This is a genomic window from Streptomyces sp. CNT360, assembly GCF_000424785.1.
In genome coordinates this window covers 108,049-131,697 of record NZ_AUKO01000021.1, presented here as the reverse complement: position 1 = coordinate 131,697, position 23,649 = coordinate 108,049, and the positions used below count along the sequence as shown (strand labels likewise).

The following is a 23,649-nucleotide window of genomic DNA, read 5'->3' as shown; positions in this document are numbered from 1 at the left end:
TCCATGGGGCAGCCGCGCACGGAGCGCATGAGCACCGGGCGCGCCGTCGAGGCGTACTGGTTGATCCCCACCCCGGGCTGCCGCCGTTCGTCACCGGGGCGCTTCCCGCCCCGTACTTCGCGCCCCTGACACAGGCATGCCGAGCGAACAGCTTTCCCCAGCACTCACATGCGCGTCAAGCGAAGACCGGATGAACGGCCCGACGGACCGTCAGCGCGCCGCCTGTTCCTGCTGCTTGCGCCAGCGGATTCCGGCCTCCAGAAAGCCGTCGATGTCGCCGTCGAGCACGGACTGGGGGTTGCCGACCTCGTGCTCGGTGCGCAGGTCCTTGACCATCTGGTAGGGGTGCAGCACGTACGAACGCATCTGGCTGCCCCAGGAGTTGCCGCCGTCCCCCTTGAGGGCGTCCATCTTGGCCTGCTCCTCCTGGCGGCGGTGGGCCAGCAGGCGGGCCTGCATGACGCGCATGGCGGCGGCGCGGTTCTGGATCTGCGACTTCTCGTTCTGGCAGGAGACGACGATGCCGGTGGGGATGTGGGTCATGCGGACCGCAGAGTCCGTGGTGTTGACCGACTGGCCGCCCGGTCCCGACGACCGGAAGACGTCGATCCGCAGCTCGTTCTCCGGAATGTCGATGTGGTCGACCTGCTCCACCACGGGCAGCACCTCGACCCCCGCGAACGAGGTCTGGCGGCGGCCCTGGTTGTCGAACGGCGAGATCCGCACCATCCGGTGGGTGCCCTGCTCCACGGAGAGCGTCCCGTAGGCGTAGGGGGCCTTCACGGTGAAGGTCGCGGACTTGATGCCCGCCTCCTCCGCGTAGGAGGTGTCGAACACCTCGGTGGGGTAGCCGCGCCGCTCCGCCCAGCGCAGGTACATGCGCAGAAGCTGCTCGGCGAAGTCGGCGGCGTCCACGCCGCCCGCCTCCGCCCGGACGCTGACGACCGCCTCACGCGGGTCGTACTCGCCCGACAGCAGGGTGCGGACCTCCAGCTCGCCCACACTCTTGCGGACGGACTCCAGCTCGGTCTCGGCCTCGGCGCGCGCGTCGGCGTCACCCTCGTCCTCGGCCAGTTCGAAGAGCACCCCGACGTCGTCGATGCGCCCGCGCAGCTCCTCCACCTTGCGCAACTGCCCCTGGAGGTAGGAGAGCCGGCTGGTCACCTGCTGTGCGCGCTCGACGTCGTCCCACAGGTCCGGTGCCGCCGCCTGCTCCTCGAGTGCGGCCAGATCGGACCGCATCGTGTCCAGGTCAAGGACGGCCTCGATCGACTCCATGGTGGAGGAGAGGGACTTCAGCTCTTCGGATACATCGACGACTGCCACGCTCCCCACCCTAACCGCAAGCCGCCACCCTGGGCCTTAGCCCACTTGGGCGTCACGCTCCGCGTTCCGGTGTGCGGTCAGTGTGGTCACCAGCACGTCCCGGCGCGCCGGACGGGTGGCGTCCGCCGGGCGGATCGGGTCCACCTCGTGCAGGGTGGCGCGGTCGTCGCCGAGCAGCAGGGTGCCGCGCTCGTGCAGCGTGGCGGCCAGCACCTGGGTCCCGTCGGGCTGGTAGACGGTGCTCATGCCGCCCACCGCGTTCTGCCTGTCGACCACCAGGGAGGTCACCAGGGTGACGCCGTCGCGGTGCCGGCCCTCCGGGGCGGGCTGCCCGTCGCTGTCGGCGGAGGCGACGGTCCGGAAGGGGTGCACCTTGACGCTCCACTCGTCGGCGTCGTGCAGGCAGGTGGCGATTTGGCCGAGCGTCCTGATCAGCGACTTGAACAGCGGGTCGGCCACGAAGGCGTCGGTCAGCGGTGCGAAGTGGCGGGCCTCGCCGACGTGCAGCGGGTTGGTCTGCTCGGGCTGCTCGAAAGCCGGGTGCGGCAGGGGGCGCAGAGACCCGCCGCGGTCCAGCAGGAAGTGCCCGTACCGGCGCAGGCGGTGGGTGCCGTGCCGGACCGCGTACGCGTCCACCAGCAGGTCCTCCCAGTGGGACGCGAAGTGGCGCCAGTCCTGTGGATCGGCGGCCACGCAGCGCGAGACGGCAGCCGGCGGCATCAGGTAGGTCCGTTCGGACAGCAGTGCCTGCCGGGCCTCGGCGACCTCGCCCGCGCTCTTCACCGTCTGAGCACCCGCTATGTCCTCCATGGGAAGAATGCTCCTACGCTCCTGCGGGGTCCGCATCCGGGCTCTCCGCGGCCGATCCGGCAGGCGCGGGACCCGGCTCGGGCTGCAACGGCGTACGCAGCGCCGACGCGCCGGTGCGCCACGCCTCCAGCAGCGCGGCACCCAGCCTCTCCTCCAGGAAGACCGTGGCGTCGGCCCCGAACGCGATCTGCGGCTCCTGCCCCGGCTCGCTCTCCAGCAGGCCGCCGACCACGTCCCGGCGCACCACCTGCTCGTGCACGGCGTCGGCCTCCACGTGCTCGTCGTAGAAGTGCTCCGCCGCCGGCCCGGCCGCCAGCCTGCGCATGGCGGCGGCGAGCCGGCGGGACCCCGGCGAGGAGGTGATCTCCACGCACGCGAAGTGCCCCACGAGGGCGCCGCGCAGCCGGCGGTGCAGCCCGCACAGCGACATCAGGTTGACCAGGGCGAGGGCCTCGGCCGGTGCGGTGTCCAGGTAGCGGCCGTAGGTGTCGTCCAGGTCCAGGTCGCGCATCAGGTCGGCGAAGAGCTGCGCGTGCACCCTCTCGGCCCGGCCCGCGCCGAACTCGTCGTACTCGACGGCCACCATCGCCGCCTTGGCCCGGCCGGTCAGCCGCGGGATCACCCAGGCGTGCGGGTCCGCCTCCTTCAGGTGGTAGAGGGAACGCAGGGCCGCGTACTCGCGCAGCTGCCACCGCTCCCCGTGGTACTGGAGGTGGTGGGCGACGCCTCCGCTCTCCTCGCCGGCCGGTTCGACGGGCTCGACCAGCAGCTCTCCCAGCGCGTCGTCGGCGGTGCGCCCGCCGGGCACGTCCGCACGGAGAGCGGCCCAGAAGCGGTCCTCCAGGGCACGGCGCACCCGCAGCAGGTCGGGGTCCCATTCGCGGTCCTCGGCCACCCGGGCGAAGCCGCGGTAGTGCAGCTCGTAGAGGACGTACAGGGCGAGCTGGAGGTCCTCGCCGTAGGGGTCGGCGTGCGCGGCGCGGGCCGGGAGGGAGGCGAGGTCCGCCTCGGCGCCGCCCAGAGCGGCCACCACGCCCGACGAGAGCGGTCCGCGCGCCTCGGGCAGTGCGGGCCCGTCAGCGGCGGCGCGACGGCCCGCTGCCGCGGGGCTCGGTGCCGCGGTGTCGTCGGCCTGCCCGGGGGCCGGCCTCGTGGTCGCCGTCATGGGTGCGCTCCCGTCGTGTCGGCTCTCGGGCCTGCACGCTCCGTATGCCGGACGCGGTACGCGGGCCGTGCACGGTCCGCGTACCCAGGTGGCACGCGGGGCTCGGCAGCCCGAGTACCCGTGGGCGGGCGCGCGCAACGGACCCGTCCCGTCCTACGACATGGCCAGCCAGCCGCCGACGGCGAGCACCACCGCGACCACCGCGACCAGCACGGCCACCACCCCTATCGTGAGCCGCCGCCGGCGTTCGGCAACCCGGTGATGCCGCGCGGACCCCGCCCGCGCCTCCCCGCTCGCCCGGGGCGCCCGTGCGGTGCCGTGCGCCCCTCCGGCCAGCTCGTCCGCACCCGGCACCCGCATGCTCGTGTGGGTGTCCCGGTTCGCGTCGGGCCCCACCCGCGCATGCACGAGCGGTACGGCACCGCCGGTGGCCGGGAGGGAGCCGCCCTGGGGGTCGCCGGCTCCCCGTGCTGCGCCCGCACCGCCGTCCGGGTGCCCAGGGCCCGTGTCGTAGTCCGCGGAGCCGGGGGGACCGACGGCCTCCTCGTCCGCCTCGTAGCCGTCCTCCGGGTGCTCGGCGTACTCGTCCAGGTCCAGCGGCGGCAGCCCCTCCAGCGCGGGCAGCAGCTCGCGCAACTGGGCCGACAGCTCGGCCGCCCGCAGCCGGGAGGCGGGCGCCTTGGCCAGGCACTGGTGGATGAGCTGCCACAGCTCGTCCGGGATGCCGGGCAGCGGCGCGACGGTCTCGGTCACGTGCCGCCGCAGCACCGCGCCGGGGTGGCCGCCGCCGAAGGGTGTGAAGCCCGCGAGGAGCTCGTACAGGACGGTGGCCAGCGCGTAGATGTCGACGGCGGCGCGCGGCGGCAGCCCCTCCACGATCTCGGGCGCCAGGTAGTCGGGGGTGCCGATGATGGAGGTGGCGCGGGTGCGGCTGGGCGAGTCGATGAGCTTGGCGATGCCGAAGTCGGTCAGCAGCGCGGGCGGCGCCCCGCCGGGCCCTTCCAGGGAGAGGGCGTCCAGGAGCACGTTCTCCGGCTTGACGTCCCGGTGCACCAGGCCCGCGGCGTGCGCGGCCGCCAGCGCGTCCGCGACGTCGGCCGCGACGGCGACGGCCGCCTCCGGGGACAGCCGGCGGTCCCGCTCCAGCCGGGTGCGCAGGTCCGTGCCCCGCACCAGGTCCATGACGAGCGCCAGTTCGTTCCCGTCCACCACCAGGTCGCGGACGCCGACGACGCGGGGGTGGTCGAGGTGGAGCAGGGCGCTGCGCTCCTGCACGAACCGTTCGACCAGGTCCTGGTCGGCGGCCAGGTCCTCGCGCAGCAGCTTGATGGCGACCGCACCCTCGGGTCCGTCGCCGAGCCACACCGTTCCGGCGCTGCCGCGCCCCAGGATCCGGTGTGCCGTGTAGCGACTGCCGATCTTCCGTGCCATGGCGACAAAGCTACGCGGCGGGGCGCCGCTTGGGAGCCCCGGATACCGGTAACTGTCACTTCTGCGGGGGAAATCCCTCTTTGGAAATCGACAAATCCCCAAGGTCGGCGACACCGGGGGCCGCGCGGTGCTCTCCCGTGTCCGGCCCCCGGCCGGTCAGCCGTTGAACTTCGAGAAGAAGTCGCCTATCTGCCCGACGACATCCTTCGCGGACTGCCAGAAGCTCTTGCCCTCGGCCCACCACTCGGGCACCGGCGTGAAGTTCCAGAGCAGCACGCACACCACGACGATGATGAGGATCATGAACAGGCAGCCCTTGAGGCAGCCGAGGCCCGGGATCCGCATCGGGTTCGCGCTGCGCTGCCGCGGCTCACGGCGCGGCCTCGGCTCCCGCGGCGGACGCGCGTCCTGCGGCGGACGCGGCTCCCGGCGCCGGGGCGGCTCCGGTTCGTACCGCTGCGGAGGCTGCTGCGGCGGGCCCTGCCGTGCGGGGGGACGCTGCCCGCCGTACTGCTGCGGCGGCTGGCCGTAGCCCTGCTGTCCGTATCCCTGCTGCCCGTACCCCTGCTGTCCGTAGTCCTGGTTGCCGTACGGGCCCTGCGGCGGCTCCGGCGGGCGGCGCTGCGGACGGCGGCGCAGCGGATCCATGCTCGGGTCCAGCGGCTGGAACTGGGTCTGCTCGTTGCGGTCCCGCGCCGCCCTGAGCTGGTTCTCCCACGGGTGCGGGCCGTCCTGCTGCGGGGCGCCCGGCGGCGGGTTGCCCGGAACCGGGGGCATCACCTGCGTCGGGTCGGCGTTGCCACCGCCCTGCCCGCCGGGCCCGCCCTGGGGACCGCCCGTCTGCGGCAGCACGTTCGTCTCCGCGGAGGGGTCGTAGTGACCGCCCGCGCCCGCCGCCGCGGCACCGGCGGCCGCGCCCGCGGCCCCGGCCGCCGCCGCACCGGCCGCACCGCTGTGCGGGAGCACCTGGGTCGGGTCGGAAGCGCCCGCTCCGGCGGCCCCGGCGCCCTGTGTGCCGGTCTCCGGGACCGGCGCCGGCGTCGGGTCAGGAGCCAGCAGCGCGCCCACGCCGAGCGCCGCGCCGGCCGCCTGCGGGGTGGCCTGGGCGCCGATGCCGTCGGCGACCGTCCGCAGCCCGCGCGCCAGGTTCTCGGCGCTGGGCCGCTCGTCCGGGTTCTTGCGCAGGCAGCGCTCGATGACCGTCCACAGCGGGTTGGGGATGTTCGCGGGGCGCTCGGGGTCCTGCGCCAGGTGCTGGTGCAGCACCGCCAGCGCGTTGTCGCCGCTGAACGGCGGACGTCCCGTGACCAGCTCGTACAGCACGATGCCCGCGCCGTAGATGTCCACCGCCGACGTCTGCGGGCGGCCCTCGGCCGACTCCGGCGCCACGTACGCCGGGGTGCCGACGAACTCCTGCGTACGGGTCAGCCCCGGGGAGTCGGCCAGACGTGCGATACCGAAGTCCGTCAGCATCGGACGCATCCCGGTCTCGTCCTCGGTGAGCAGGACGTTCGCCGGCTTCAGGTCCCGGTGCACCACTCCGTCCGCGTGGCTGGCGGCCAGCGCGTCGGCCACCTGCGCGGTCACCAGAGACGCCGCGATGGGCGAGAACGGGCCGTTCTCGCGCAGGTAACGGTGCAGATCCGGGCCCTCGATCAGGTCCATGACGAGCGCCAGCAGATCGCCCTCGACCACCAGGTCGCGGGTTCTGACGATGTTGTGGTGCGTCAGCCGCAGGAGGACGGAGCGCTCCCGCAGGAAGCGCATCACCACATCGGGGTCGCTCGCCAGCTCCTCCTTGAGGACCTTGATCGCGACGGTCTCGCCGGGCTGACCGGCCACCGCCGCCTCCGAGCCCGCCGTCTCCCGCTGGCGAGCCCGCCAGACGGTGCCCGTGGCGCCGCGCCCCAGCGGCTCTTCGAGCAGGTACTTGCTGCCTACCGGCCGCACGTCGTTACCCCAATCGTTGCGCTGACCTGCTGTTTCATCCCTACAGAGTTTCGCAGAGCCATTGCATAGCGCTCATAGGGCAAGTAATTATCGATGCCATGACGACAGCCTCGAACCCCTTCCGGCGCTTGCTCCGGTCGTGGGAACTGTCCCTGCGGTCCAACAATCACAGCCCTGAAACCATCCGTGCGTATATCCGATCGGCCACACTCTTCACCGACTATCTCACCCAACCGGCCCCGCCCCCGGCCGACAGCGGGATCGATCCGGTCGAGCCCGTCGACGACGTCCTCGACATCAGCCGCGCTCACGTGCGCGCGTTCACTGTGCATGAGGTAGAACGCACCTCTGCTAGTTCCGCCCGTTCCCGATTTCTCGGCGTGCAGGCGTGGCTCAAGTGGCTCGTTGCCGAGGAAGAGATAGACAGCTCGCCTGCGAACGGCCTGTCGGCGCCGAAGACCGAGGCCCCCGAGGTCCCGATCTTGTCAACCGACGACCTCACGAAGCTACTCAAGGTCGTGACTGGCCGCGGGTGGCCCGAGCTGCGCGACAAGGCGATCATCATGCTTTGGCTCGACTCGGGAGTGCGGCTGTCCGAGGTCACGAACCGCACCGTCGACGACGTCGACCTCGACATGCAGGTGCTGCACGTGATGGGCAAGGGCAAGCGCGCCCGCGCCGTCCCGTTCGGCGTGAAGACCGCGCAGGCCCTCGACCGGTACCTGCGAGCACGCTCGAAGCGGCCCGAGGCGAAGACGTACGACGCGCTGTGGCTCGGAGTGAAGACGAAGAACCCGCTCACGACGTCGGGGGCGGGCAAGCTGCTCGCTCGCCGGTCGGAAGAGGCCGGGATCGGCCGCGTCCACCCCCACCAGTTCCGGCACACCTTCGCGCACATGTGGCTATCCGACGGCGGCAACGAGACCGACCTCATGCGTATCACGGGGTGGAAGAGCCGCAGCATGCTCGACCGCTACGCGGCATCGGCCGGCGCCGAGCGGGCCCGCAAGGCGCATCGTGCGCTCTCACCCGGCGACCGGCTGTAGGCGGGGCTCAGGGCTCGGCGGCGTACCGCACGTGCATGCCGCCGAGCGGCCGTTGCAGGCCGAGGGCGGTCAAGAGCAGGGCCTCGGCCTCGGTGATCTGCGCGGGGTCGTAGGCCATGCGTATTCGCTGACCCCCGTCCCGGTAGAGGACTGGTCGCCCATGGTCGAGTTCCGCTCGCTCGACGACGACATGTGTCACAAGTCCCCCTGTCCCACCTGATCAAGACCGCACGTTCCGCACAGGTGTTCGATGCACGCGAGGCAGGGCTCACTCTACGACCATCCGGCATATGCACCTAGTAGTCACACGAGAAAACACCTGACACAGGGTTCGCTTGTGAAGATCTGGCGAAAGTGGAGACAAAAGGGGACGGTCAGGCTTGCTCGGCCGAGTCCTCGTCGGCCCACCGCTGCGCGACGGCCCGCGCCTTCGGGGTGTCGTCGTCACCCTCGGCGCCGAGCATCTTCACGAGGCGCACCTGCGGGTCGCCTTCGAGTTCGACGTCGTCGTACCCGATCAGTTGGAAGTGCGCGGCAACGCCGACGACGTCGCGCGGGATGCCGAGGCCGGCCGCGATGGCCGAGACGAGTTCGGGGGTGACCTTGTAGCTCTCCCCGGCGACGATCTTGCCTACGAGTCCGTTGCTCGGGCGGTACTGCGTGTCGGGATCGAAGGCCCGCCGAACGAACTCGGCTACCGAGAGCCGGTCGCTACCGCGGTGCGTCCCGACGTGCTGCTGTACGAGCTCCGTCAACGCGTCGCGCCGCTGGGCCATATTCAATCTCTCTCTGTCGTGTCCACGGTCCCCCGCCCGTCGGGCGGTGAAAGTGCCTGGTCACGCGGTCCTGCATACTCCTGACGCCTAGCATTGTCCACGAATGCGGATGCGGGCGATACGCCTACCCGTCTCATGGTGAAATCTTTCCGATTTGCGCGCCCCCGGGGTGTTGGACAGCGCGCCGCCGCTGTGCTTACCTGTCCGCATCCATGGATGTGGATGGAGGGACGTTGCACATGCGCCGCCTGCGCCTCACCGATCCGGAACTGCTGCGGCTGCTCATGCGCTGGTCACGGGGCGGCCCGCTGTCGGTCCGGGCCGTGGCCGGCGCGGCGGCGGTGTCGAAGAGCAAGATTCACGACTTGGTCACCGGCACCCGCTGCACGACCGTCACGCCGGAGGTCGCCGACCGCATCGCGCAGGCGGTGCACGTCGACCGCGACTCTCTTTTTTTGCCCGCGTCATCCACGTCCATGGATGCGGATGATCGTCGATAGGGAGCTGCCGACATGGACACGAACGACCGGTCGCTGCGTATGCGACTCGCCTCGTACAGGTCATGGGGGAACACCGCGGACCGCTCGGCCCGCACCGCCCCCGCCCGCAGGGCTGCCGACGCCCGGTTTCTCGACCAGGCCCGCGAGCTGCACCCGGGCGCGAGCGAGGCGCAGCTCGAACAGGCCGCCGAGATGCTCCGCAAGGCGCACTTCACCGAGCTCGCGCGGCGCTCGGCCGCCTCGCGCCGCATCCGCAGCGCGGAGAACGCGAAGGAACGGCAGCGCCGGATCGAGCAGCAGCTCGCCGCCGCGCCCCGCGAGGACGACGCAGCCGCCGCATGACAGCGGGGCCGCTTCGGACCGGCATCCGAACGCGACCCCTGCGGCTCACCCCTCACCCCATGGTCAGAAAGCGAGGCGATCGCCGTGATCGCACAGCCTACCGAGCGCCCGGCCGCCGGAGTGGCGCAGACGAACGACAACCGCGTCGCCGTCGAGGCGCTGCTCGGGTACCTCCCGCTGCCCGCCCCGCCGCTCGTCGCGCGGCCCGACGCCGTGCACATCACCGTGACCGACGTCGACGACCTGAGTGCGTGGGTGTACGCCCTCGGCGGCGAGGTGCATCGCGGACCGGCCGCGGACGGCGCGGCGTTGTGGACGCTGCGCACCGCGACACCGGTACGGGCGGACGGCTCGACCGTCGCGATCCTCGTGCACCCCGCGGTCGTCGACGGCGATCTCGTCCTCGTCGAGGTCCGGCGGGCGGTGGCGAATGTCTGACGCAGCCATGCCCGTTGACGGGCCGTTCCGTATCTACGTCGAGGCGATCCCCGCCGGTGCGGTGCTCGACGTCGAGGCGTTCGTCGAGCACGTCGTGCACGACGTCGTCGAGCTGCTGCTCGGCGACACGTACGGCGAGAGGTTCGACGCGCTGATCGACGCGCAGCCGGTCGACCGGTACATCGTGCAGCGGCCCGGCGACCTGCCGTTCGAGTCCCTCGTCGCCGGGCTGACGGCCGCGGTCGACACGAAGATGCCGGTCTACGGCGCGCAGGTGAAACGCCTCGGCGATCGGCTGCGAGCCATCGCGGCGCCGAAGGCCGTTCCCGCGCAGCGCACCGAGGGCGGTGCGGCCGCGTGACCGCGCTCGACGACGCCCGTCGCACGGCGGGTGAGCTGCTGCTCAGGACGACCGGCAGCGAACGGCCCGAGTGGCGCGCGACGTTCCTCGGCATCGCGGAAGAACCGAACGCCATCGGCCCCGTGTGCACCGACGAGGACCACGTCGACTCGGAAGACCCCTCGGCCTTCGGCTGCTGCCCCGAGCCGCTCGTCGAGGTCGACCCGCCGCTCGTCGACTACCTCGTCGCGCTGCTCAACGCCGACCGCGAAGGCGGCGCCCGGTGACCGATCCCAGGAACGCCGTCGCGACCGACCGCGGCCGCTACTACTCCGACCCCGCCGGGGGCCCCGCCTTGATCAGCGTCACGAACGCCGCCGGCAGCAGCGTGCACAAGCCCGCGCTTGTGCCGTGGGGCGCCGGGCTCGTCGCCGACCACGTGATCGCGAGCCCGATCGAGGTCGCCCGCCGTGCCCGTACCGAGCCGAGCGCGCTGCGCCGCGAACTCGTCGCGCTGCCGAACAACAACCGGGAACGGGCTGCCGACTTGGGATCGCGAGTGCACCACCGTGCGCACGCGATCGTCATCGGCGCCCCGTACCCGGCCGACCCCGAAGTCGAGCCGTACGCGGTGCAGCTCGCGAAGTGGTTCCGCCTGTGGCGCGTCGACTTCGAGCACGACGTCGAGGCCGTCGAGACGACCGTTCTCAACCGCCGTCACGGCTACGCCGGTACGGGCGATCTGTGGCTGTGGCTGCCGACCGGTCCGGGCGGGCGCCGCGAGCTGTGGCTGATCGACTACAAGACGAGCGCGAAGAAACCCGCGACGACGGTCTACGCCGAGCAGCCGTATCAACTCGCCGCGTACCGGTGGGCCGAGGTCGCGCTGCTCGCGGACGACTCCGAGGTGCCCGCGCCGCGGCCGCGCCGTACGGCCGTGCTCAACCTGCGGCCGCGCTCGCACCGGCTGATCGAACTTCCCTCCGACCGCGCGGTGTTCCGCGCGTTCCTCGGCGCGCTGCGCAGTGCCCGCCACCTGCACGAAGCGCCCGCCGAATACCCCTCGATCCTGCCGCCGTGGGCGCCGGGGTCTGCTGCACGAAAGGCGGCGTGACCCGTGGGTTCCCGCATCATGACCATGAAGCGGCAGGCGGCCGAGCTCGGCCGTATCCGCACCGGCTACAGCCGACCGAACTCGGACCCGAAGAAGCGGCCGATCCCGGTCAAGAGCAAGACGTTCGTACTGTCCTCGCACAGCCGCGACTACGTCGCCGCGGCGGCCGAGCTGTACGGCGGCCGCGTCGAGGAGTGGACGCCGCAGAACCAATCCGTCGCGCAGTACCGGGTGATCACCGAGGCGAGCGAGCTGCGGGCGATCCTGCCGCAGGGCGACCCGCTGTCGCAGTCGTACGAGATGTGGTCGGGCGGTGGCTGCGCCCGGCGCTGCGACGGCGAGACCGAGCAGCTCACCCGGCGCCCGTGCCTGTGCCTGGCGCAGTACGGCGACGAGTGGCACCTGCGGTCGGCGCGCGAGGTGTGCAAGCCGACGTCGCGTATCAACGTGATGTTGCCCGACCTTCCCGACCTCGGCGTGTGGCGACTTGAGAGCAAGTCGTATTACGCGGCCGACGCCATGGCGGGCGGGATCGACACCGTGCTCGCCGCGACCGAGGGCCGGTCGATGATGCCGGTCCGCATGTGGATCGAGCAGCGCACGCGGGTCGCGGACGGGCAGACGAAGAACTTCCCGGTCGTCATGGTCGTGCCGTCGCTGCCGAAGCTGCGGCACGCGCTCAACGGGCCGATCTCGACGGCGGCCGCGCTCGACCCGAGCAGCCTCGACCGCCCGGCGATCGCCGCGGCCCCGGCCGAGCTGCCCGACTACCTCGCCGACGCCCGCGGCTGCTCGACGGCCGACGAGGTGCGCGGGGTGTGGCGCCGGGCGAACGAGGCGGGGCACGTCGCCCGCGACGGGTCCGACGAGCTGTCGCAGCAGCTCATGCAGATCGCCCGCGACGTCGAGGCCGGGATCGACCCGCGTACCGGAGTCGTCGAGGACGACCAGGACGAGGCCGAGCTCGACGACGACTGCGCGGTCGAGGCCGAGATCGTCGAGGACGCCGAGCCGCCTACCGCGTGGCCGGCAGTCGCGCAGCCCGGCGGGGGTGCCCGGTGACCCCCTGGCACATGGGCAGGCTGTGCGCCTTCGACCTTGAGACGACCGGCACGGACGTCGAGGCCGACCGCATTGTGACCGCCGCCGTGATCGGGCTCGGCGGTGGCGCCGACACCGAGCCGTCGTCGTGGCTCGCCGACCCCGGCGTCGAGATTCCCGACGGCGCCGCGGCCGTGCACGGCATCACGACCGAGCACGCCCGCGCGAAGGGCCGCCCGGCCGTCGAGGTCGTTGACGAGGTCGCGGCCGCCGTCGCGGGCTACCTCGGCACGGGTGTGCCGGTCGTCGGGCACAACGTGCCGTACGACCTCACGCTGCTCGACCGCGAGTGCCGCCGGTACGAACTGCCCCCGCTGCTCGACCGGTTCGTCGACGACGTGTTGTGGCCGGTGATCGATACCCGCGTGCTCGACACGCACGCGCTGCCGTACCGCAAGCGCCCCTCGGAGACACAGGGCGCCCGGCAGCTCGTCACCCTCGCGCAGGTCTACGGGCTGCCGTGGGCCGAGGACGACGCGCACGGCTGCGAGTACGACGCGATGCAGGCCGCGCGGATCGCGTACCGGATCGGATGGCTCGCCCACACCGACCGCGAGCAGTGGCCCGAGCCGATCCGCACCGCCCGCCGCCCGCGGTTCCACGCGTTCGCCGACCTCGGCCTCGAAGAGCTGCATCACCTGCAAATCCGGCTCGCCGCCGAGCAAGCCGAGGGGCTCGAAAAGCACTTCCGCAAGACCAGCCCCGAGGCGGAGGTCGACCGCTCGTGGCCGCTGCGCCCGTGGGCCGAGATCACCGAGGGGGCACCGGCATGACGCACCGCATCAGGCTCGTTGACTTCGACGAGCAGCCGCTCGTCGTCCTGGTCGACGAGGACGGCGTCGCCGAGGTCTACGGCGACGGCATGTGCAAGCTGCGGGCGGCCGCGATCCTGCGGTTCGTCGCGGCGCAGCTCGCCGCCGAGCACCCGGCCGGCGCGTGCCTGCCGCAGCCGGAACCGCAACACGACCGCCCCGTCGAGCCGTTGATCAGCCACGCGGGCACCCTCGACCGCGAGCGGCGGCTGTGGACGGACGGGACCGGCCACGCGTGGGACCTCTCCCTTGCGTGGGCCGACGTGCACGAGCGGGCGTGGCGGTGGCACGGCAGCCTCGACCGGCAGGGCACACCGATCATGCGCAGCAGCGACGGGTCGGCGTCCGAGCCGCTCGACGTCGTGCGCGCCGTGTGGGGCCCGCTCGCCCCGGTGATCGGGGGCGACGCATGACGGCCGCCCTCGGGCTCGTCGCGCCCGGCACCGTGTCACCGCTCGTCGACCCGGTCCTCGCTCCGGCGGGGCTGCGGGTGATCGGCCTCGATCTGTCGATCACGTCGACCGGCGTGTGCCTGCCCGACGGCACGACGTACCGGATCAAGACGCAGGCCCGCGAGGGCGACCGGCGGCTGCTCCACATCCGCGACAGCGTCGCCGACGACCTCGCCGAGCACCGGCCGCACCTCGCGGTGATCGAGGATCTGCCGACCAAGATGCAGGCGACCGCGGTCAAGGGCATCGGCGGCGTGCACGGCGTCGTGAAAGCGGCGCTGCTCGACGCGGGCGTGCCGTACGCGCTGCTCGCCCCCGCGACGCTCAAGAAGTACGCGGCCGATCACGGCAACGCCGACAAGGCCCGCATGGCTGCGGCCGCGTACCTCGCGGCCGGTGTCGAGTTCGCCGACGACAAGGGCGGCGACCAGTGCGACGCCTGGTGGCTGCGCGCTGCCGGTCACGACGCCTGCGGGGCCCCGCTGTTCGACATGCCGACGGCGCAGCGTGACCGGCTGTCGGTGGTCGAATGGCCGGTCGGCCTGCGGCAGCGGCACGTCTCGGGGGCCGCCGCATGACGCTGCGCATCGGTTCTCTGTGCTCGGGATACGGCGGGCTCGACATTGCCGTCGGCGAGGTGCTCGGCGCCTCGGTGGCGTGGCACTGCCAGTACGACCCGGACGACCGCCACCAGTACGCGGCCGCGATCCTCGCGCACCACTGGCCCGAGGTCCCCAACCACGGCGACATAACGGCCGTCGACTGGTCACAGGCCGAGCCGGTCGACGTTCTGACGGCGGGGTTCCCCTGCCAAGACCTCTCCCTCGCCGGCAAGCGCGCCGGGATCGCCGAGGGCACCCGCTCGGGGCTGTGGCTGCACGTCGCCCGAGCTATCGAAGTCCTGCGACCCCGCTTGGTGGTGATCGAAAATGTCCGCGGAATCCTCTCGCAGAACGCTGATCGCGGAGTGGAACCCCGGTCTGAGGATCTGGACCGTACCGGCGGCTCAGCCCTCGTTCTTCGAGCTCTTGGCGCCGTACTCGGCGACCTGGCCGGCCTCGGGTTCGATGCGGAATGGGCAGGCGTACGGGCTGCGGAGATCCTCGCTCCGCATGACCGGTTCCGCGAGTTCATCCTCGCGTTCCCTCGGGATGCTGCTGCCGACCCCGACGACGAAGGAGGGGAACGGGCCCGGCCGGTTGGACGGGAACCGCAACGACACGTTGCGGGCCCGGATCGCCGCGTTGCCGACGCCGCGAGCGCGCGACTGGAAGGGCGACGGGTTCGAGGACGGGCTGCCGAACGTGGTGAAGCTGCTCAAGACTCCGACCTCGAACCTCGCGGTGAACGGGGGCACGCAGCACCCGGACAAGAGGAAGCAGGGCGGGCACGGCCCGACGCTCGCGGACGAGGTCGAGAAGGGCATGCCGCTGCTGCCGACGCCGAAGGCGACGGACGGCTCGAAGGGCGGACCGAACCAGCGGGGCAGCTCGGGCGATCTGACACTGCCGAGCGCGGCCGTGCGGCTCATGCCGACGCCGACGGCCGGGGACGCGACGGACACGGCGAACTTCCGGACGGACGGGACGCCGTACGGGGACGGGTACGGGCAAACGCTCACGGACGCGGCGCGGCTGCTGCCGACGCCGACAGCGACGGCGTACGGCTCGAACCAGTCGGAGAGCGAAGGGGCGGCGGTGCGCCCGTCGTTGACCTCGCTCGCCCCGACGCTGCTGCCGACGCCGGTCGCGGCCGACGCGGACCGGTCGACGTCCACCTACACACGTGGCAACCCGACGTTGCGTGGGGCGACTTCGAGCGGGCGGTCAGGCGGTGGGAAGCGGCGTGCGGAAGCCACGCCCCCCGGCCAACTGACGATAGAGGTCGCCTGGATCCGCTGTTCGTCGAGTGGATGATGGGTGTCCCCCGCGGCCATGTGACCGGCGTGCCCGCGCCTGCGGGCATGACCTCCGCAGGGCTGCGGAACGCGCGGCTCAAAGCCCTCGGCAACGGCGTCGTTCCGCCGCAGGCGGCCGCCGCCCTGCGCCATCTGCTCACGCGCATGCCCGAGCGGGCACTGCGCCGACTGCTCGGCCGCGCCGCATGACCGGCGTCGGCCCGACGATCTGCGGCCCGAACCCCGGATACGGGCTGCGAGTGCGCCTCGACCACGCGAAGGCGAAGGGCCTCGCCTCGGCCGACTTCGCGTGCCCCTGCCGCCGACCGGCCGAGGACGCGGTCGGTTACGAGGCGGTCGAGGCCCTCGTGATCCGGGCCGAGCGGCACATGCGCGACGAGTGCCCCGATCCCCAGGTGCGGAAGGCGGCCGCGCTGCGGTCCGCCCGCCGCAAGCAGCACGCCAGCAAGTGAAGGACGTGACACCCATGCCGAAGATCGACAACGACACCGAGGTCGAGGTGAAGCTCGACAGCGGGGCCGCCTTCCTGCACGCCGCCCTCACCGCCGATCAGCGGCGCGGGCTCTTCGAGCGGCCCGGCACGAGCGTGTTCGCGATCGTGCAACTGCGCAGCACCTCGTACACCGGCCACGCCGAAGGCGAGGACAAAGACCCGCAAGTGAAGCTGCGGGTCACCCTCGCCGAGGTCGCGCAGGACGACCGGCAGGCACACCTCGTCGCCGAGGTCATGCGCGCCATGATGCGCCGCCGGAAGATGAACGACACCCTCGACGAACTCGGGCCCGGCGCGCACGACGCCGAGCACGCGGTCGCCGAGGCGCTCGACGCGCACCCGACCGAGTCGGACTATCAGGCGCACCTCGACCGCAAGCGGCACGGCAGCCGGATCGAGCAGCACGGATGACCCGGCCACCCCGCCGCAACGGCGACGCGCGGCGCGTGCGCTGCCGCTGCGGCCAAACGGTTCTGCGGCAGCTCGTCGGCCACCGGGCGGCGCTCGACGTCACCGCGGACGCCCGCGAGTTGACCGCGGCCGAGGCCGCCGCCCTGGTCGAGCCGAACCGGCTCGCGTGGTGCCTGCGCACCGTCGCCGGCGGGCCCGACCTGCGGTGGCTCGGCGGCAGGCACCCGCCCGACTGCCCGCACCCGCACGTGATCGACCACCAGTGCGCGGCGCCCGCGGCCCCGCAGCCGCGCCCCCGCACGTCCCGTACACCCGCCCACGAGGGGCAGCTCACCCTCGACGCGTAGGAGCAAGTCCGATGCCCTGGTTCGTCATTGACGACAGCGCCCACACCCACCCGAAGGTGGTCGCCGCCGGTAACGCGGCGTTGGGGTTGTGGCTGCGCTGCGGCTCGTACGTGTCGCAGCACTTGACCGACGGCATCGTGCCCGGCGCGGTCGCGAAGATGTACGGCTCGAAGCCGCAGATCACGAAGCTCGTCGCCGCCGGGCTGTGGCACGAGCACGGGCACACCTGCCCGCGGCCCGACTGTCAGCAGCCGGCGCCGGGCGACTTCGTGATTCACGACTACCTCGAATACAACCCGTCGCGCGCGAAGGTGCAGGGCCGCAAGAGCCGCGAGGCGGAGAAGAAGCGGCGGCAGCGCGCGGGGCCCGGCGGCGACGGGGGCGGCACACCGCGGCCGCCCCGGCGGAACGAGGCCCCGAGGGACGGTGGCCCGCAGACCCCGCGGCCGATCCCCGCCGACTGGCAGCCGAGCGACGAGGACGTACGCGCCGCGCAGCTTGCGCGCGCCGACGCGGGCCGCGAGCAACTCACCGCGCAGCAACTCGTCGCCGTGACGCGGAAGTTCGTCCGTCGGCAGCTCGACGACCGCGTGTGCGCCGTGGCGTGGGGCGGCCGGTGGCAGCAGTGGGCCGAGAACGAACGCACCGACCCACCGCCGGGGGCGGGCGGCGGGGTCGTCGTGCCGTTCAACGCCGTGCAGCAGAGCAAGGGGCAGCAGCAGCGCGCGGGACTGGCGCGGCTGCTCGACCAGACCGGGGAGGTCTGAGGATGGACGCGAAAGACGTGATCAGGCTGCTCGGCGAGATCAGCCTCGTCGACGACCGGGTCGTGAAGACCGACGAGGCCGAGCAAGAGGCGCAAGTTCGGCTGTGGGCCGTCGCGTTGCGCGAGGTCCCGCTCGACTTCGCGGGCGAGGCGGTCGGCCGCCACTATGCCGAGTCGGCGTGGCCGGTGATGCAGAAGGACATCACCTCACGGTGGCGCGACACCGTCCGCGACCGTATGGCGAGGCATGTCGGCACGTTCGAGCCGAGCGCGCACCCGCAGCTCGACCCGGACGACTCCGCCGGGTACGTGCACGCGCTGCGCGCCGGGCGGTCCGCTGTCGTCACGGGCGCCGAGCAGCCCCGCGAGGTGCGAGAGCTCGTCGGCCGGATCGGGCGCGCGGTCGAGCCGGCCCCGGCGACCGAGGGCTACCTCGCGGCGAAAGCGGCGCTGTTCCCGAAGCGGGAGCGTCCGACCGGCCCGCCCGAACTCGCCGTGCGCTGCCGTACCTGCGGGGCCGATGCCAACCGCCGGTGCCGGACGCTGCAACGCGGCCGGGACATGACCGGCACGCACCCGGACCGCAAGACCGATTACGCGGCGGCGCAGCCCGAAGGGCAGGCGATCGCGTGAGCCCCGCCGAACAGCCGATCGCCGACGCGTGCGTCGCGGTCATCGCGGCCGCCATCGAGGACGCCGTCACCGACTACCCGCACGCCACTCCCGCGACGCAGGCCCGGCACGCAGTCCGGGCGCTCACGGCGCAGGGGTGGCAGATCACGGCCGGGCCGCAGCGCGCCGGCGCCGTTCCCGAAGGGATCGCCCGATGACCGAGATTCGCATCGTGCACGCCGACGAGCGGCTCGCGCCGCCCCGCCGGTTCGTACTGCGCCGCCGTGTCGACGTGTCCGGGATCAGCGGCGTCGGCGACGTTGCCGACGGCGTGCTGTGGCCGGACGGCACGGCGTCGATCCGGTGGCGCGGCGAGCACCCGAGCGTCGTGTTCTGGGACCGCGGCCGCGTCTCGGTCGAGGCGATCCACGGTCACCAGGGCGCGACCGAGATCGTGTTCGTCGACCAGGACGACGACGAGCAGCCGGTGCCCGCGGTCGCAGCCGCGCCGGTCGGCCCGTCCGCCGCGCCGCTCGTGCTCCGCCGCGTTCTCGATCACGCGCCGCGTAAGCCCGTGCCGTGCCCGAACTGCTCTCGCACCGCGCCGTGCCGCTGCGTCGCCGACCGCGGCGAGGCACGCGTCGACGCCGTGCTCGCCGCGCTCGCTCAGTGGCTCACGACCCGGGCCGGTGATGCCGCGTGACCGCCTTCGCGTTCGACCCCGACGACCTCGACGAGGCCGGCCTCGACGTGCTCGCCGACATGAGCGACGAAGACCTCGCCGAGCTGTTCGAGGACCCCGGCCCCGACGACCCGCTCGCCGGATACGCCCGGCCCGCGACCCGCGCCCCGTACGAGGTCGCTCCGTACGGCGCGGTCGACGACCTGCGCCCCCTGTGAACCGCACCAAGCACCCGCGAGGAACTCATGACCGCAGCAGCATCCGACCCGACCGGCGAGCAGCAGCTCGCCGACGCCGCACGCGTCGCGAAGGTCGCTCTCGACGAAGTCCGCATGTGGCGCCACCGGCAGCCGCATCACGACGCGCCCCGGTACGCCGAGCTCGACGCGATCCTCGACCGCGCCGCCGTCGGCCGAATCGAGGTGCACCTCGCGCAGCCCGAGCCGAGGTCGCTGCCCGAGGCGGTCGCGGCGCATCACGCCCTGATCGACCAGCGGCGCCGCATCATCGCCGACGCATACCGCGCGTGGGACCTCGTCGAGGCGCGCGTGATCCGCAGCATCGCCCGGTTCATGCCCGCGGGCGGACGAAAGGACGAGGCAGCATGAGCGACCACAGTATGCCCACGGCCGAAGAGCAGCCGTGCACGGGTGGCGCCGCGATCGACCACGACGAGACCGGCATCTGCGACCACGAGCCCGAGCAGCCGGCCGACGTGCCGGTCGGCGACGTCGAGTACACCGTCGAGGCCCGGTTGAAGGGCGACGGCCCGCTTCGCTCCCACTGGGTCCCGATGGCGTTCGCGCTGCGCACCCCGGCGGCGGCCCGTGAGGCGCTCGGCAAGACCCGCGCCGCGCTGCCGAACAACGAGTGCCGCGTGCTGCGTTGGACGGCGACCGCGGACGTCGTCGACCCGGCCGAACTCGACGCCGAGCGGCCCGTCGCCGTTCGCCCGCTCGCCGACAAGGCCGGCCGGTGAACGGCACGGTCGCCCTGGTCGTCCTCGGCGTCTGGCTCGTGTCATGCGTGCCGCTCGGCCGGTGGGCGTGCCGCCGCGACCCCGGCCCTTTCGCCGGTTCCCGACCTGCGGCGCCGCCGAGGCGCCGCTGAATACGACGCCGGGGCGCCCCCATGCCGGCCAGCAATCCGGGGCGCCCCATACGCGGTGCGATCACCCTACGCCCCGACGCACCACCAGGAGCGCACCCATGCAGCACACCGCCCGCCCCGCCCGAGTCGCCGCCGACGACCTGCGCGTCGTCCTCGACCACTGGCAGAACATGCGAGACCTGATCGACACCGCCACACCCCGCACCGGCGCCGAGTACCTGCGCGCCCTCGACGTGCACGACGCCGCCGAGGTCGCGCTCGACCGCACGCGACCGGCCGAGCGCGAGCACCTCGTGCTCGCCGAGCAGCCTGCCCCGCTGCGGCTGCACGTGGTCGACGCGTGCCGCGCGGTCGAGGCCGCGTTGTGCTCGCTCGCCGACGAGATCGCCGCCGAGGTACAGCGCTCCCCCATCGCGCCGCCGCGCCGCGCGGTCGCCGGAGACGAGACCGCGCTCGGTCTCGAACTGCTCGCCACACGCGACGCTGCCGACCGGCGGCGGTGGCGCTACAACCTGAGCGAGCAGCGCACCGCGCCGCGGGCCGCTGAGTGGCTGCTCGCCCGGCTGCATGACGAGGCCGGTCCGTTCCTGCCGCTCGATGAGGCGCAGCGAAGCCGCATCGGCCGCGTTGCCCGTGAGGCGGCGCGGCGCGTCGAGCGGACGGTCGGCATCGAGCGGCGCCGCGCGTACCCGATGGACGACCGGCCGTGCCCATGGTGCGGCGCCACGCTCACGATGCACCGCGGCGGCAGTGAGGCGGACACCGTGACCTGCGAGAACGGTTACGACTGCGGCGCCCCGGTGCCGGTCGTCGAGGGGCGCCGCACGTGGGCGGCGCCGCACGAACTCGTCGGCCTCGAAAAGGCCCTCGGCGAGGCCGAGCGACGCCGTCGTCGTCGGGACGCGAAGCGCGCCGAGCGGGCCCGCGCACGAGCGGCGGCATGACGTGCGGCCGCCGCTGTCTCCTCTCGGCCGGTGCACGGCGGCGGCCGGCGCTGAGCGGGCCGGCTACTTCCCCTTGGCGATCTGGTCGACGCGGGGGACCGATAGCCCGATGGCCGCGCCCACCTTCGCGAGCGTCATCGTCTCCCGCAGCGTGAGCACGTCGGTCCGCCGGGTCTCGGTGAGTTCCCGCTGCCACCGCTCCACCGCCTTGAGTAGCTCGGTGATCATCGCGGCGCGCTCCGCCGGTCCCGCCGAGTCATCGAGGGCGCGCTCGGCGGCGAGCTCGAAGAGGTCTGCGGGGCTCGGCCGGTCGCCGGTCGGGGGGCCCGGCGCTGCGCTCTCTGTGTTCTCCATGGGGCCAGATTCTAGGCCCCGCGAAAGATCGATTTATAGAGGGCTTGACGAGAGTATTTCTAGCCCCCTATAAATGAGGTGTCAGCACGACACCGCACCGGAAAGGAACGAGCAGCCATGCACTACGACGAGGTACAGCCCGACACCCGCGTCACCTGCCACTCGCGCGGCGAGATCAAGGGAACGGTGCTCAGCAAGCGCCCCGACGGCTTCGGCGAAGACCGCCCCGTCGTTCGCATCAAGTTCGACGGCGGCGGCGAGGGCTACAACTACCCCGAGCAGCTCGACCCGCTCGACGAGGTCGCGCCCGAGCCGAAGCTGTCCCGCTCGTACAAGGGCCGCTCGACCTTCTGGATCGGCGGCCACATGTACATGGTCTACAACTCGACGAACCTCGGTGACGTGCGCGGCTACTGGGCATGCATCCGCACCCCCGATGGCGGCGACGCTCACCCCAGCGACGCGCAGGTCGTGACGGGCGCCGCCACCCGCAAGGCCGCCTTCGAGACCGCCCTCGGCAAGTTGAAGGCGCGAAAGGTCGTCACGATCAAGCCTCGGCGGTACCGCGAGATCACCATGAGTCAGGAAGACCAAGACCTCTACGCCGAGCCCGAGCTGCGCGGCAGCGACCTCACGGGGTGGGTCGCCGCATGGCACACCGACGGGTTCCTGATCGTGTTCGAGGACGGGCGCGAGCGCGGCATGGTCTGGCCCGGAAAGCCCATCGAGGCGCGCGTGTACCGCGACGGCAAGTCGGTCGACCTCGACGGCTCGTGGCCGTACTTCGAGGCTGCCGTGCTCGCCGTCCGCGGGGCATGGCTGAACCGCTGAACCGCTCCCCCGCAGGCGTCCCCGTCAAGGCAAGTGACGGGGGCGCCGCCCCTCCCGAAAGGACACGCCCCGCCATGACCCGCACCCGCTTTCACGTCGGATTCAACGAGATCGGCCTCGCGCCCGAGTACCGGATCGAGTGCTTCGGCGACCCCGACGGGGCCCGCGAGTGGCTCGCCGCCGACGTCGAGAACGTCGCCGAGGACGTCGAGGACACGAGCGAGTTCGACACCTTCCTCGACCGCCTAGACGCCCTCGCCGAGACCGACCTCGTCCGTACGCACCGTGTCGACGCGTTCGAGTTCTGGATCAGGCCCGTCGAGGGCTGCACCTGCCCGTGCGACTGCGCCGAGCGCGGCGTCGACTGCGACGGCGAGCACCGCCGCGAGGCCGCGCCCGTACCCGCCGACGACACCGTCGAGTTCTTCCCCGTGACCGTGACCGAACTCCCGAACGACGAGGATCACGCCCCGCTGCTCGTCGACCCCGTCGCCGCCCGCATCGTGCGCGCTGCGCAGGTATGCGACGGCGACACGGTCCTCGCGTCGTTCGAGACACCCCGCGACCGCATGCCCGTCGCCGACTACTTCAACGACCAGTACACCGCCCGCCCCAAGTCGTACGACCCGACGTGCGGCTGCGGGTCCTGCGCCACGATGGCCGACCACGAGGGCCCCGTCGTCGACCTCGGCGACGACAACCCGTGGGAAGTCTGCGACCCGTGGCCCGCCGCCGACCTCGTCCTCGTCGTTCCCGCGCGGCACCTCAACTGACCCTTTCCGCAACCGCGTTGCGCCCCCGCCAAGGCAAGTGGCGGGGGCGACCGCCCCAACCACCGAAGGACAACACCCCATGCAGCAGCACGAGATCACCCCCGACATGCACGTCAAGCTCGCCGCCACGGGCGCCCCCTGCCGCGTCCTGCACACCCGCACCGCCCCCGCCGACGCGCCCGAGTCGGTGTTCGTCTACAACCACAGCGACGGCTCGCAGGCATGGATCGCCGCCGCCGACCTCGACGACGACCGCTCGATGCCCGCCCTGCCCGTACTGCTCGCCGTCACCGACGGCACCGCCCGCCACGAGAACGACCGACTGTTCTGGTACGGCGGCCGCGAGTACCGCGTTCACAGCATGTGGGCGGACGGCACGGGCGGCTGCACTGTCGAGCACGTCGCCGAGGACGGAACCCGCACCGTCGTCATGCGCGAGCAGCGCAGCCACGAGTCGGCCATGTCCGCCACGGTCGACGCCGTGACCGCCCTGCGGCAGATCGACGGCGGCGCCGCCGAGTACCTCGTCGAGGCGCAGGACAGCAGCGTTCACGAGCTGCGCATGACGCACCCCGAGGCCGACGAACTCGGGCGCCTGCACGTGCCGAGCCCCGAGGCGGCCGTCGCGCTCACGGACGGCATGAAGTCGGCGGTCCGCCGCTCCCGCCTGTCGGGCAAGGAGAGGCGCCGCTCGATCTATCAGTTCGCCGCCTATCCCGTGTTCGCCGACGGGTGGATCGGGCGCCCGATCCTGCGCCGCCGCTGACCACACACCCGAGCCCCCACAACAAGACGAGGAGTAACG

Annotated in this window: 34 protein-coding genes and 1 pseudogene; 28 read left to right on the top strand and 7 right to left on the bottom strand. The window is 72.5% G+C overall.

Annotated elements, in window-relative coordinates:
• Positions 1-210: 210 nt before the first annotated feature.
• The 5 genes from prfB to H297_RS0119460 all read right to left on the bottom strand — a co-directional run bounded on the left by prfB (position 211) and on the right by H297_RS0119460 (position 6,682).
• A complete protein-coding gene (gene prfB, locus H297_RS0119480; protein WP_027738431.1) occupies positions 211-1,326 on the bottom strand; it encodes a peptide chain release factor 2 in 1,116 nt (371 codons plus the stop codon).
• A gap of 36 nt (positions 1,327-1,362) precedes the next feature.
• Positions 1,363-2,136 carry a 2OG-Fe dioxygenase family protein gene (locus H297_RS0119475; protein ID WP_027738430.1) on the bottom strand — a complete coding sequence of 258 codons (774 nt, stop codon included), beginning with the start codon at positions 2,134-2,136 and terminating at the stop codon, positions 1,363-1,365.
• A gap of 13 nt (positions 2,137-2,149) precedes the next feature.
• Positions 2,150-3,301, bottom strand: coding sequence for an iron-containing redox enzyme family protein (locus H297_RS0119470; RefSeq protein ID WP_078514318.1), 1,152 nt, complete (start codon positions 3,299-3,301; stop codon positions 2,150-2,152).
• Between the two features lie 153 nt (positions 3,302-3,454).
• Positions 3,455-4,732, bottom strand: a complete 1,278-nt coding sequence (locus tag H297_RS37285) for a serine/threonine-protein kinase (RefSeq protein ID WP_037794787.1) — start codon at positions 4,730-4,732, stop codon at positions 3,455-3,457.
• 156 nt (positions 4,733-4,888) lie between these two features.
• On the bottom strand, positions 4,889-6,682 hold the full coding sequence (locus H297_RS0119460) for a serine/threonine-protein kinase (RefSeq protein WP_027738428.1): 1,794 nt from the start codon (positions 6,680-6,682) through the stop codon (positions 4,889-4,891).
• 98 nt (positions 6,683-6,780) lie between these two features.
• On the opposite strand from H297_RS0119460, the gene H297_RS0119455 reads away from it, so the two are divergent.
• The gene (locus tag H297_RS0119455) at positions 6,781-7,728 is read left to right on the top strand and encodes a tyrosine-type recombinase/integrase (protein WP_027738427.1); all 948 of its coding nucleotides are present in this window, start codon (positions 6,781-6,783) and stop codon (positions 7,726-7,728) included.
• A 374-nt stretch (positions 7,729-8,102) separates the two neighbouring features.
• Here H297_RS0119455 and H297_RS0119445 read toward each other — a convergent pair whose 3' ends face one another.
• Complete coding sequence (locus H297_RS0119445; protein WP_051351996.1) at positions 8,103-8,504, bottom strand: hypothetical protein; 402 nt, start codon at positions 8,502-8,504, stop codon at positions 8,103-8,105.
• Positions 8,505-8,743: 239 nt separating this feature from the next.
• Here H297_RS0119445 and H297_RS37280 point away from each other — a divergent pair, with 239 nt between their 5' ends.
• From H297_RS37280 to H297_RS0119330, 24 genes and pseudogenes are all read left to right on the top strand, one after another.
• Positions 8,744-9,004: a helix-turn-helix domain-containing protein gene (locus H297_RS37280; protein ID WP_037794730.1), complete on the top strand. Its 261-nt coding sequence runs from the start codon at positions 8,744-8,746 to the stop codon at positions 9,002-9,004.
• A 12-nt stretch (positions 9,005-9,016) separates the two neighbouring features.
• Entirely contained in the window at positions 9,017-9,346 is a 330-nt protein-coding gene (locus H297_RS0119435; protein WP_027738425.1) for a hypothetical protein, read from the top strand.
• Between the two features lie 84 nt (positions 9,347-9,430).
• Positions 9,431-9,784 carry a hypothetical protein gene (locus H297_RS0119430; RefSeq protein WP_027738424.1) on the top strand — a complete coding sequence of 118 codons (354 nt, stop codon included), beginning with the start codon at positions 9,431-9,433 and terminating at the stop codon, positions 9,782-9,784.
• A complete protein-coding gene (locus H297_RS0119425; RefSeq protein WP_027738423.1) occupies positions 9,777-10,145 on the top strand; it encodes a cryptochrome/photolyase family protein in 369 nt (122 codons plus the stop codon). Before H297_RS0119430 ends, H297_RS0119425 begins: the two co-directional genes overlap by 8 nt.
• Positions 10,142-10,411, top strand: a complete 270-nt coding sequence (locus H297_RS0119420; RefSeq protein ID WP_027738422.1) for a hypothetical protein — start codon at positions 10,142-10,144, stop codon at positions 10,409-10,411. Before H297_RS0119425 ends, H297_RS0119420 begins: the two co-directional genes overlap by 4 nt.
• Positions 10,408-11,238, top strand: coding sequence for a hypothetical protein (locus H297_RS0119415; RefSeq protein ID WP_027738421.1), 831 nt, complete (start codon positions 10,408-10,410; stop codon positions 11,236-11,238). The genes H297_RS0119420 and H297_RS0119415 overlap by 4 nt, the downstream gene beginning before the upstream one ends.
• Before the next feature lie 3 nt (positions 11,239-11,241).
• Positions 11,242-12,300, top strand: coding sequence for a recombination directionality factor (locus tag H297_RS0119410; RefSeq protein ID WP_027738420.1), 1,059 nt, complete (start codon positions 11,242-11,244; stop codon positions 12,298-12,300).
• Entirely contained in the window at positions 12,297-13,112 is an 816-nt protein-coding gene (locus H297_RS0119405; protein ID WP_027738419.1) for an exonuclease domain-containing protein, read from the top strand. Before H297_RS0119410 ends, H297_RS0119405 begins: the two co-directional genes overlap by 4 nt.
• Positions 13,109-13,564 (top strand): phiSA1p31-related protein, encoded by a 456-nt coding sequence (locus tag H297_RS0119400; protein WP_027738418.1) that lies wholly within the window; start codon positions 13,109-13,111, stop codon positions 13,562-13,564. The genes H297_RS0119405 and H297_RS0119400 overlap by 4 nt, the downstream gene beginning before the upstream one ends.
• Positions 13,561-14,181, top strand: coding sequence for a crossover junction endodeoxyribonuclease RuvC (locus H297_RS0119395; protein WP_027738417.1), 621 nt, complete (start codon positions 13,561-13,563; stop codon positions 14,179-14,181). Before H297_RS0119400 ends, H297_RS0119395 begins: the two co-directional genes overlap by 4 nt.
• Positions 14,133-14,702, top strand: a pseudogene (locus H297_RS44415) (DNA cytosine methyltransferase); the annotation flags it as partial. The gene H297_RS0119395 and the pseudogene H297_RS44415, both read left to right, overlap by 49 nt.
• Before the next feature lie 13 nt (positions 14,703-14,715).
• Complete coding sequence (locus tag H297_RS44410; RefSeq protein WP_486589584.1) at positions 14,716-15,519, top strand: hypothetical protein; 804 nt, start codon at positions 14,716-14,718, stop codon at positions 15,517-15,519.
• A gap of 47 nt (positions 15,520-15,566) precedes the next feature.
• Positions 15,567-15,710: a hypothetical protein gene (locus tag H297_RS44405; RefSeq protein WP_486589583.1), complete on the top strand. Its 144-nt coding sequence runs from the start codon at positions 15,567-15,569 to the stop codon at positions 15,708-15,710.
• Complete coding sequence (locus H297_RS0119380; RefSeq protein WP_027738416.1) at positions 15,707-15,973, top strand: hypothetical protein; 267 nt, start codon at positions 15,707-15,709, stop codon at positions 15,971-15,973. Before H297_RS44405 ends, H297_RS0119380 begins: the two co-directional genes overlap by 4 nt.
• Positions 15,974-15,987: 14 nt before the next feature.
• On the top strand, positions 15,988-16,425 hold the full coding sequence (locus H297_RS0119375) for a hypothetical protein (RefSeq protein WP_027738415.1): 438 nt from the start codon (positions 15,988-15,990) through the stop codon (positions 16,423-16,425).
• Positions 16,422-16,772 (top strand): hypothetical protein, encoded by a 351-nt coding sequence (locus H297_RS0119370; RefSeq protein WP_037794729.1) that lies wholly within the window; start codon positions 16,422-16,424, stop codon positions 16,770-16,772. The genes H297_RS0119375 and H297_RS0119370 overlap by 4 nt, the downstream gene beginning before the upstream one ends.
• Before the next feature lie 11 nt (positions 16,773-16,783).
• A complete protein-coding gene (locus H297_RS0119365) occupies positions 16,784-17,539 on the top strand; it encodes a hypothetical protein (RefSeq protein ID WP_027738413.1) in 756 nt (251 codons plus the stop codon).
• A gap of 2 nt (positions 17,540-17,541) precedes the next feature.
• Positions 17,542-18,171 (top strand): zinc finger domain-containing protein, encoded by a 630-nt coding sequence (locus H297_RS40350; RefSeq protein WP_051351992.1) that lies wholly within the window; start codon positions 17,542-17,544, stop codon positions 18,169-18,171.
• On the top strand, positions 18,168-18,368 hold the full coding sequence (locus tag H297_RS43760; protein WP_027738412.1) for a hypothetical protein: 201 nt from the start codon (positions 18,168-18,170) through the stop codon (positions 18,366-18,368). The genes H297_RS40350 and H297_RS43760 overlap by 4 nt, the downstream gene beginning before the upstream one ends.
• Before the next feature lie 14 nt (positions 18,369-18,382).
• Entirely contained in the window at positions 18,383-18,853 is a 471-nt protein-coding gene (locus H297_RS43755) for a hypothetical protein (protein ID WP_199787233.1), read from the top strand.
• Complete coding sequence (locus tag H297_RS0119345) at positions 18,850-19,050, top strand: hypothetical protein (RefSeq protein WP_027738411.1); 201 nt, start codon at positions 18,850-18,852, stop codon at positions 19,048-19,050. The genes H297_RS43755 and H297_RS0119345 overlap by 4 nt, the downstream gene beginning before the upstream one ends.
• A gap of 27 nt (positions 19,051-19,077) precedes the next feature.
• A complete protein-coding gene (locus tag H297_RS0119340; protein ID WP_027738410.1) occupies positions 19,078-19,440 on the top strand; it encodes a hypothetical protein in 363 nt (120 codons plus the stop codon).
• Positions 19,437-19,811: a hypothetical protein gene (locus H297_RS0119335; protein ID WP_027738409.1), complete on the top strand. Its 375-nt coding sequence runs from the start codon at positions 19,437-19,439 to the stop codon at positions 19,809-19,811. The genes H297_RS0119340 and H297_RS0119335 overlap by 4 nt, the downstream gene beginning before the upstream one ends.
• Positions 19,812-20,040: 229 nt before the next feature.
• Positions 20,041-20,886, top strand: a complete 846-nt coding sequence (locus H297_RS0119330; RefSeq protein ID WP_051351991.1) for a hypothetical protein — start codon at positions 20,041-20,043, stop codon at positions 20,884-20,886.
• 63 nt (positions 20,887-20,949) lie between these two features.
• On the opposite strand, the gene H297_RS0119325 is transcribed toward H297_RS0119330, so the two are convergent.
• Complete coding sequence (locus H297_RS0119325) at positions 20,950-21,240, bottom strand: sigma-70 family RNA polymerase sigma factor (RefSeq protein WP_027738407.1); 291 nt, start codon at positions 21,238-21,240, stop codon at positions 20,950-20,952.
• A 117-nt stretch (positions 21,241-21,357) separates the two neighbouring features.
• Here H297_RS0119325 and H297_RS0119320 point away from each other — a divergent pair, with 117 nt between their 5' ends.
• From H297_RS0119320 to H297_RS0119310, 3 genes are all read left to right on the top strand, one after another.
• Entirely contained in the window at positions 21,358-22,071 is a 714-nt protein-coding gene (locus H297_RS0119320) for a hypothetical protein (RefSeq protein ID WP_027738406.1), read from the top strand.
• Positions 22,072-22,145: 74 nt separating this feature from the next.
• Complete coding sequence (locus H297_RS44400) at positions 22,146-22,844, top strand: hypothetical protein (RefSeq protein ID WP_486589578.1); 699 nt, start codon at positions 22,146-22,148, stop codon at positions 22,842-22,844.
• Positions 22,845-22,923: 79 nt separating this feature from the next.
• Positions 22,924-23,610 (top strand): hypothetical protein, encoded by a 687-nt coding sequence (locus H297_RS0119310; RefSeq protein WP_027738404.1) that lies wholly within the window; start codon positions 22,924-22,926, stop codon positions 23,608-23,610.
• Positions 23,611-23,649: the final 39 nt, after the last annotated feature.

Bases quoted from the DNA above. Each gene is read 5' to 3' on its own strand.
- H297_RS0119475 (WP_027738430.1), bottom strand. From the start codon at position 2,136: ATGGAGGACATAGCGGGTGCTCAGACGGTGAAGAGCGCGGGCGAGGTC.
- H297_RS0119470 (WP_078514318.1), bottom strand. From the start codon at position 3,301: ATGACGGCGACCACGAGGCCGGCCCCCGGGCAGGCCGACGACACCGCG.
- H297_RS37285 (WP_037794787.1), bottom strand. From the start codon at position 4,732: ATGGCACGGAAGATCGGCAGTCGCTACACGGCACACCGGATCCTGGGG.
- H297_RS0119455 (WP_027738427.1), top strand. From the start codon at position 6,781: ATGACGACAGCCTCGAACCCCTTCCGGCGCTTGCTCCGGTCGTGGGAA.
- H297_RS0119445 (WP_051351996.1), bottom strand. From the start codon at position 8,504: ATGGCCCAGCGGCGCGACGCGTTGACGGAGCTCGTACAGCAGCACGTC.
- H297_RS37280 (WP_037794730.1), top strand. From the start codon at position 8,744: ATGCGCCGCCTGCGCCTCACCGATCCGGAACTGCTGCGGCTGCTCATG.
- H297_RS0119435 (WP_027738425.1), top strand. From the start codon at position 9,017: ATGGACACGAACGACCGGTCGCTGCGTATGCGACTCGCCTCGTACAGG.
- H297_RS0119425 (WP_027738423.1), top strand. From the start codon at position 9,777: ATGTCTGACGCAGCCATGCCCGTTGACGGGCCGTTCCGTATCTACGTC.
- H297_RS0119400 (WP_027738418.1), top strand. From the start codon at position 13,109: ATGACGCACCGCATCAGGCTCGTTGACTTCGACGAGCAGCCGCTCGTC.
- H297_RS0119395 (WP_027738417.1), top strand. From the start codon at position 13,561: ATGACGGCCGCCCTCGGGCTCGTCGCGCCCGGCACCGTGTCACCGCTC.
- H297_RS44410 (WP_486589584.1), top strand. From the start codon at position 14,716: ATGACCGGTTCCGCGAGTTCATCCTCGCGTTCCCTCGGGATGCTGCTG.
- H297_RS44405 (WP_486589583.1), top strand. From the start codon at position 15,567: ATGACCTCCGCAGGGCTGCGGAACGCGCGGCTCAAAGCCCTCGGCAAC.
- H297_RS0119380 (WP_027738416.1), top strand. From the start codon at position 15,707: ATGACCGGCGTCGGCCCGACGATCTGCGGCCCGAACCCCGGATACGGG.
- H297_RS0119375 (WP_027738415.1), top strand. From the start codon at position 15,988: ATGCCGAAGATCGACAACGACACCGAGGTCGAGGTGAAGCTCGACAGC.
- H297_RS0119370 (WP_037794729.1), top strand. From the start codon at position 16,422: ATGACCCGGCCACCCCGCCGCAACGGCGACGCGCGGCGCGTGCGCTGC.
- H297_RS0119365 (WP_027738413.1), top strand. From the start codon at position 16,784: ATGCCCTGGTTCGTCATTGACGACAGCGCCCACACCCACCCGAAGGTG.
- H297_RS40350 (WP_051351992.1), top strand. From the start codon at position 17,542: ATGGACGCGAAAGACGTGATCAGGCTGCTCGGCGAGATCAGCCTCGTC.
- H297_RS0119340 (WP_027738410.1), top strand. From the start codon at position 19,078: ATGACCGCAGCAGCATCCGACCCGACCGGCGAGCAGCAGCTCGCCGAC.
- H297_RS0119335 (WP_027738409.1), top strand. From the start codon at position 19,437: ATGAGCGACCACAGTATGCCCACGGCCGAAGAGCAGCCGTGCACGGGT.
- H297_RS0119330 (WP_051351991.1), top strand. From the start codon at position 20,041: ATGCAGCACACCGCCCGCCCCGCCCGAGTCGCCGCCGACGACCTGCGC.
- H297_RS0119325 (WP_027738407.1), bottom strand. From the start codon at position 21,240: ATGGAGAACACAGAGAGCGCAGCGCCGGGCCCCCCGACCGGCGACCGG.
- H297_RS0119320 (WP_027738406.1), top strand. From the start codon at position 21,358: ATGCACTACGACGAGGTACAGCCCGACACCCGCGTCACCTGCCACTCG.
- H297_RS44400 (WP_486589578.1), top strand. From the start codon at position 22,146: ATGACCCGCACCCGCTTTCACGTCGGATTCAACGAGATCGGCCTCGCG.
- H297_RS0119310 (WP_027738404.1), top strand. From the start codon at position 22,924: ATGCAGCAGCACGAGATCACCCCCGACATGCACGTCAAGCTCGCCGCC.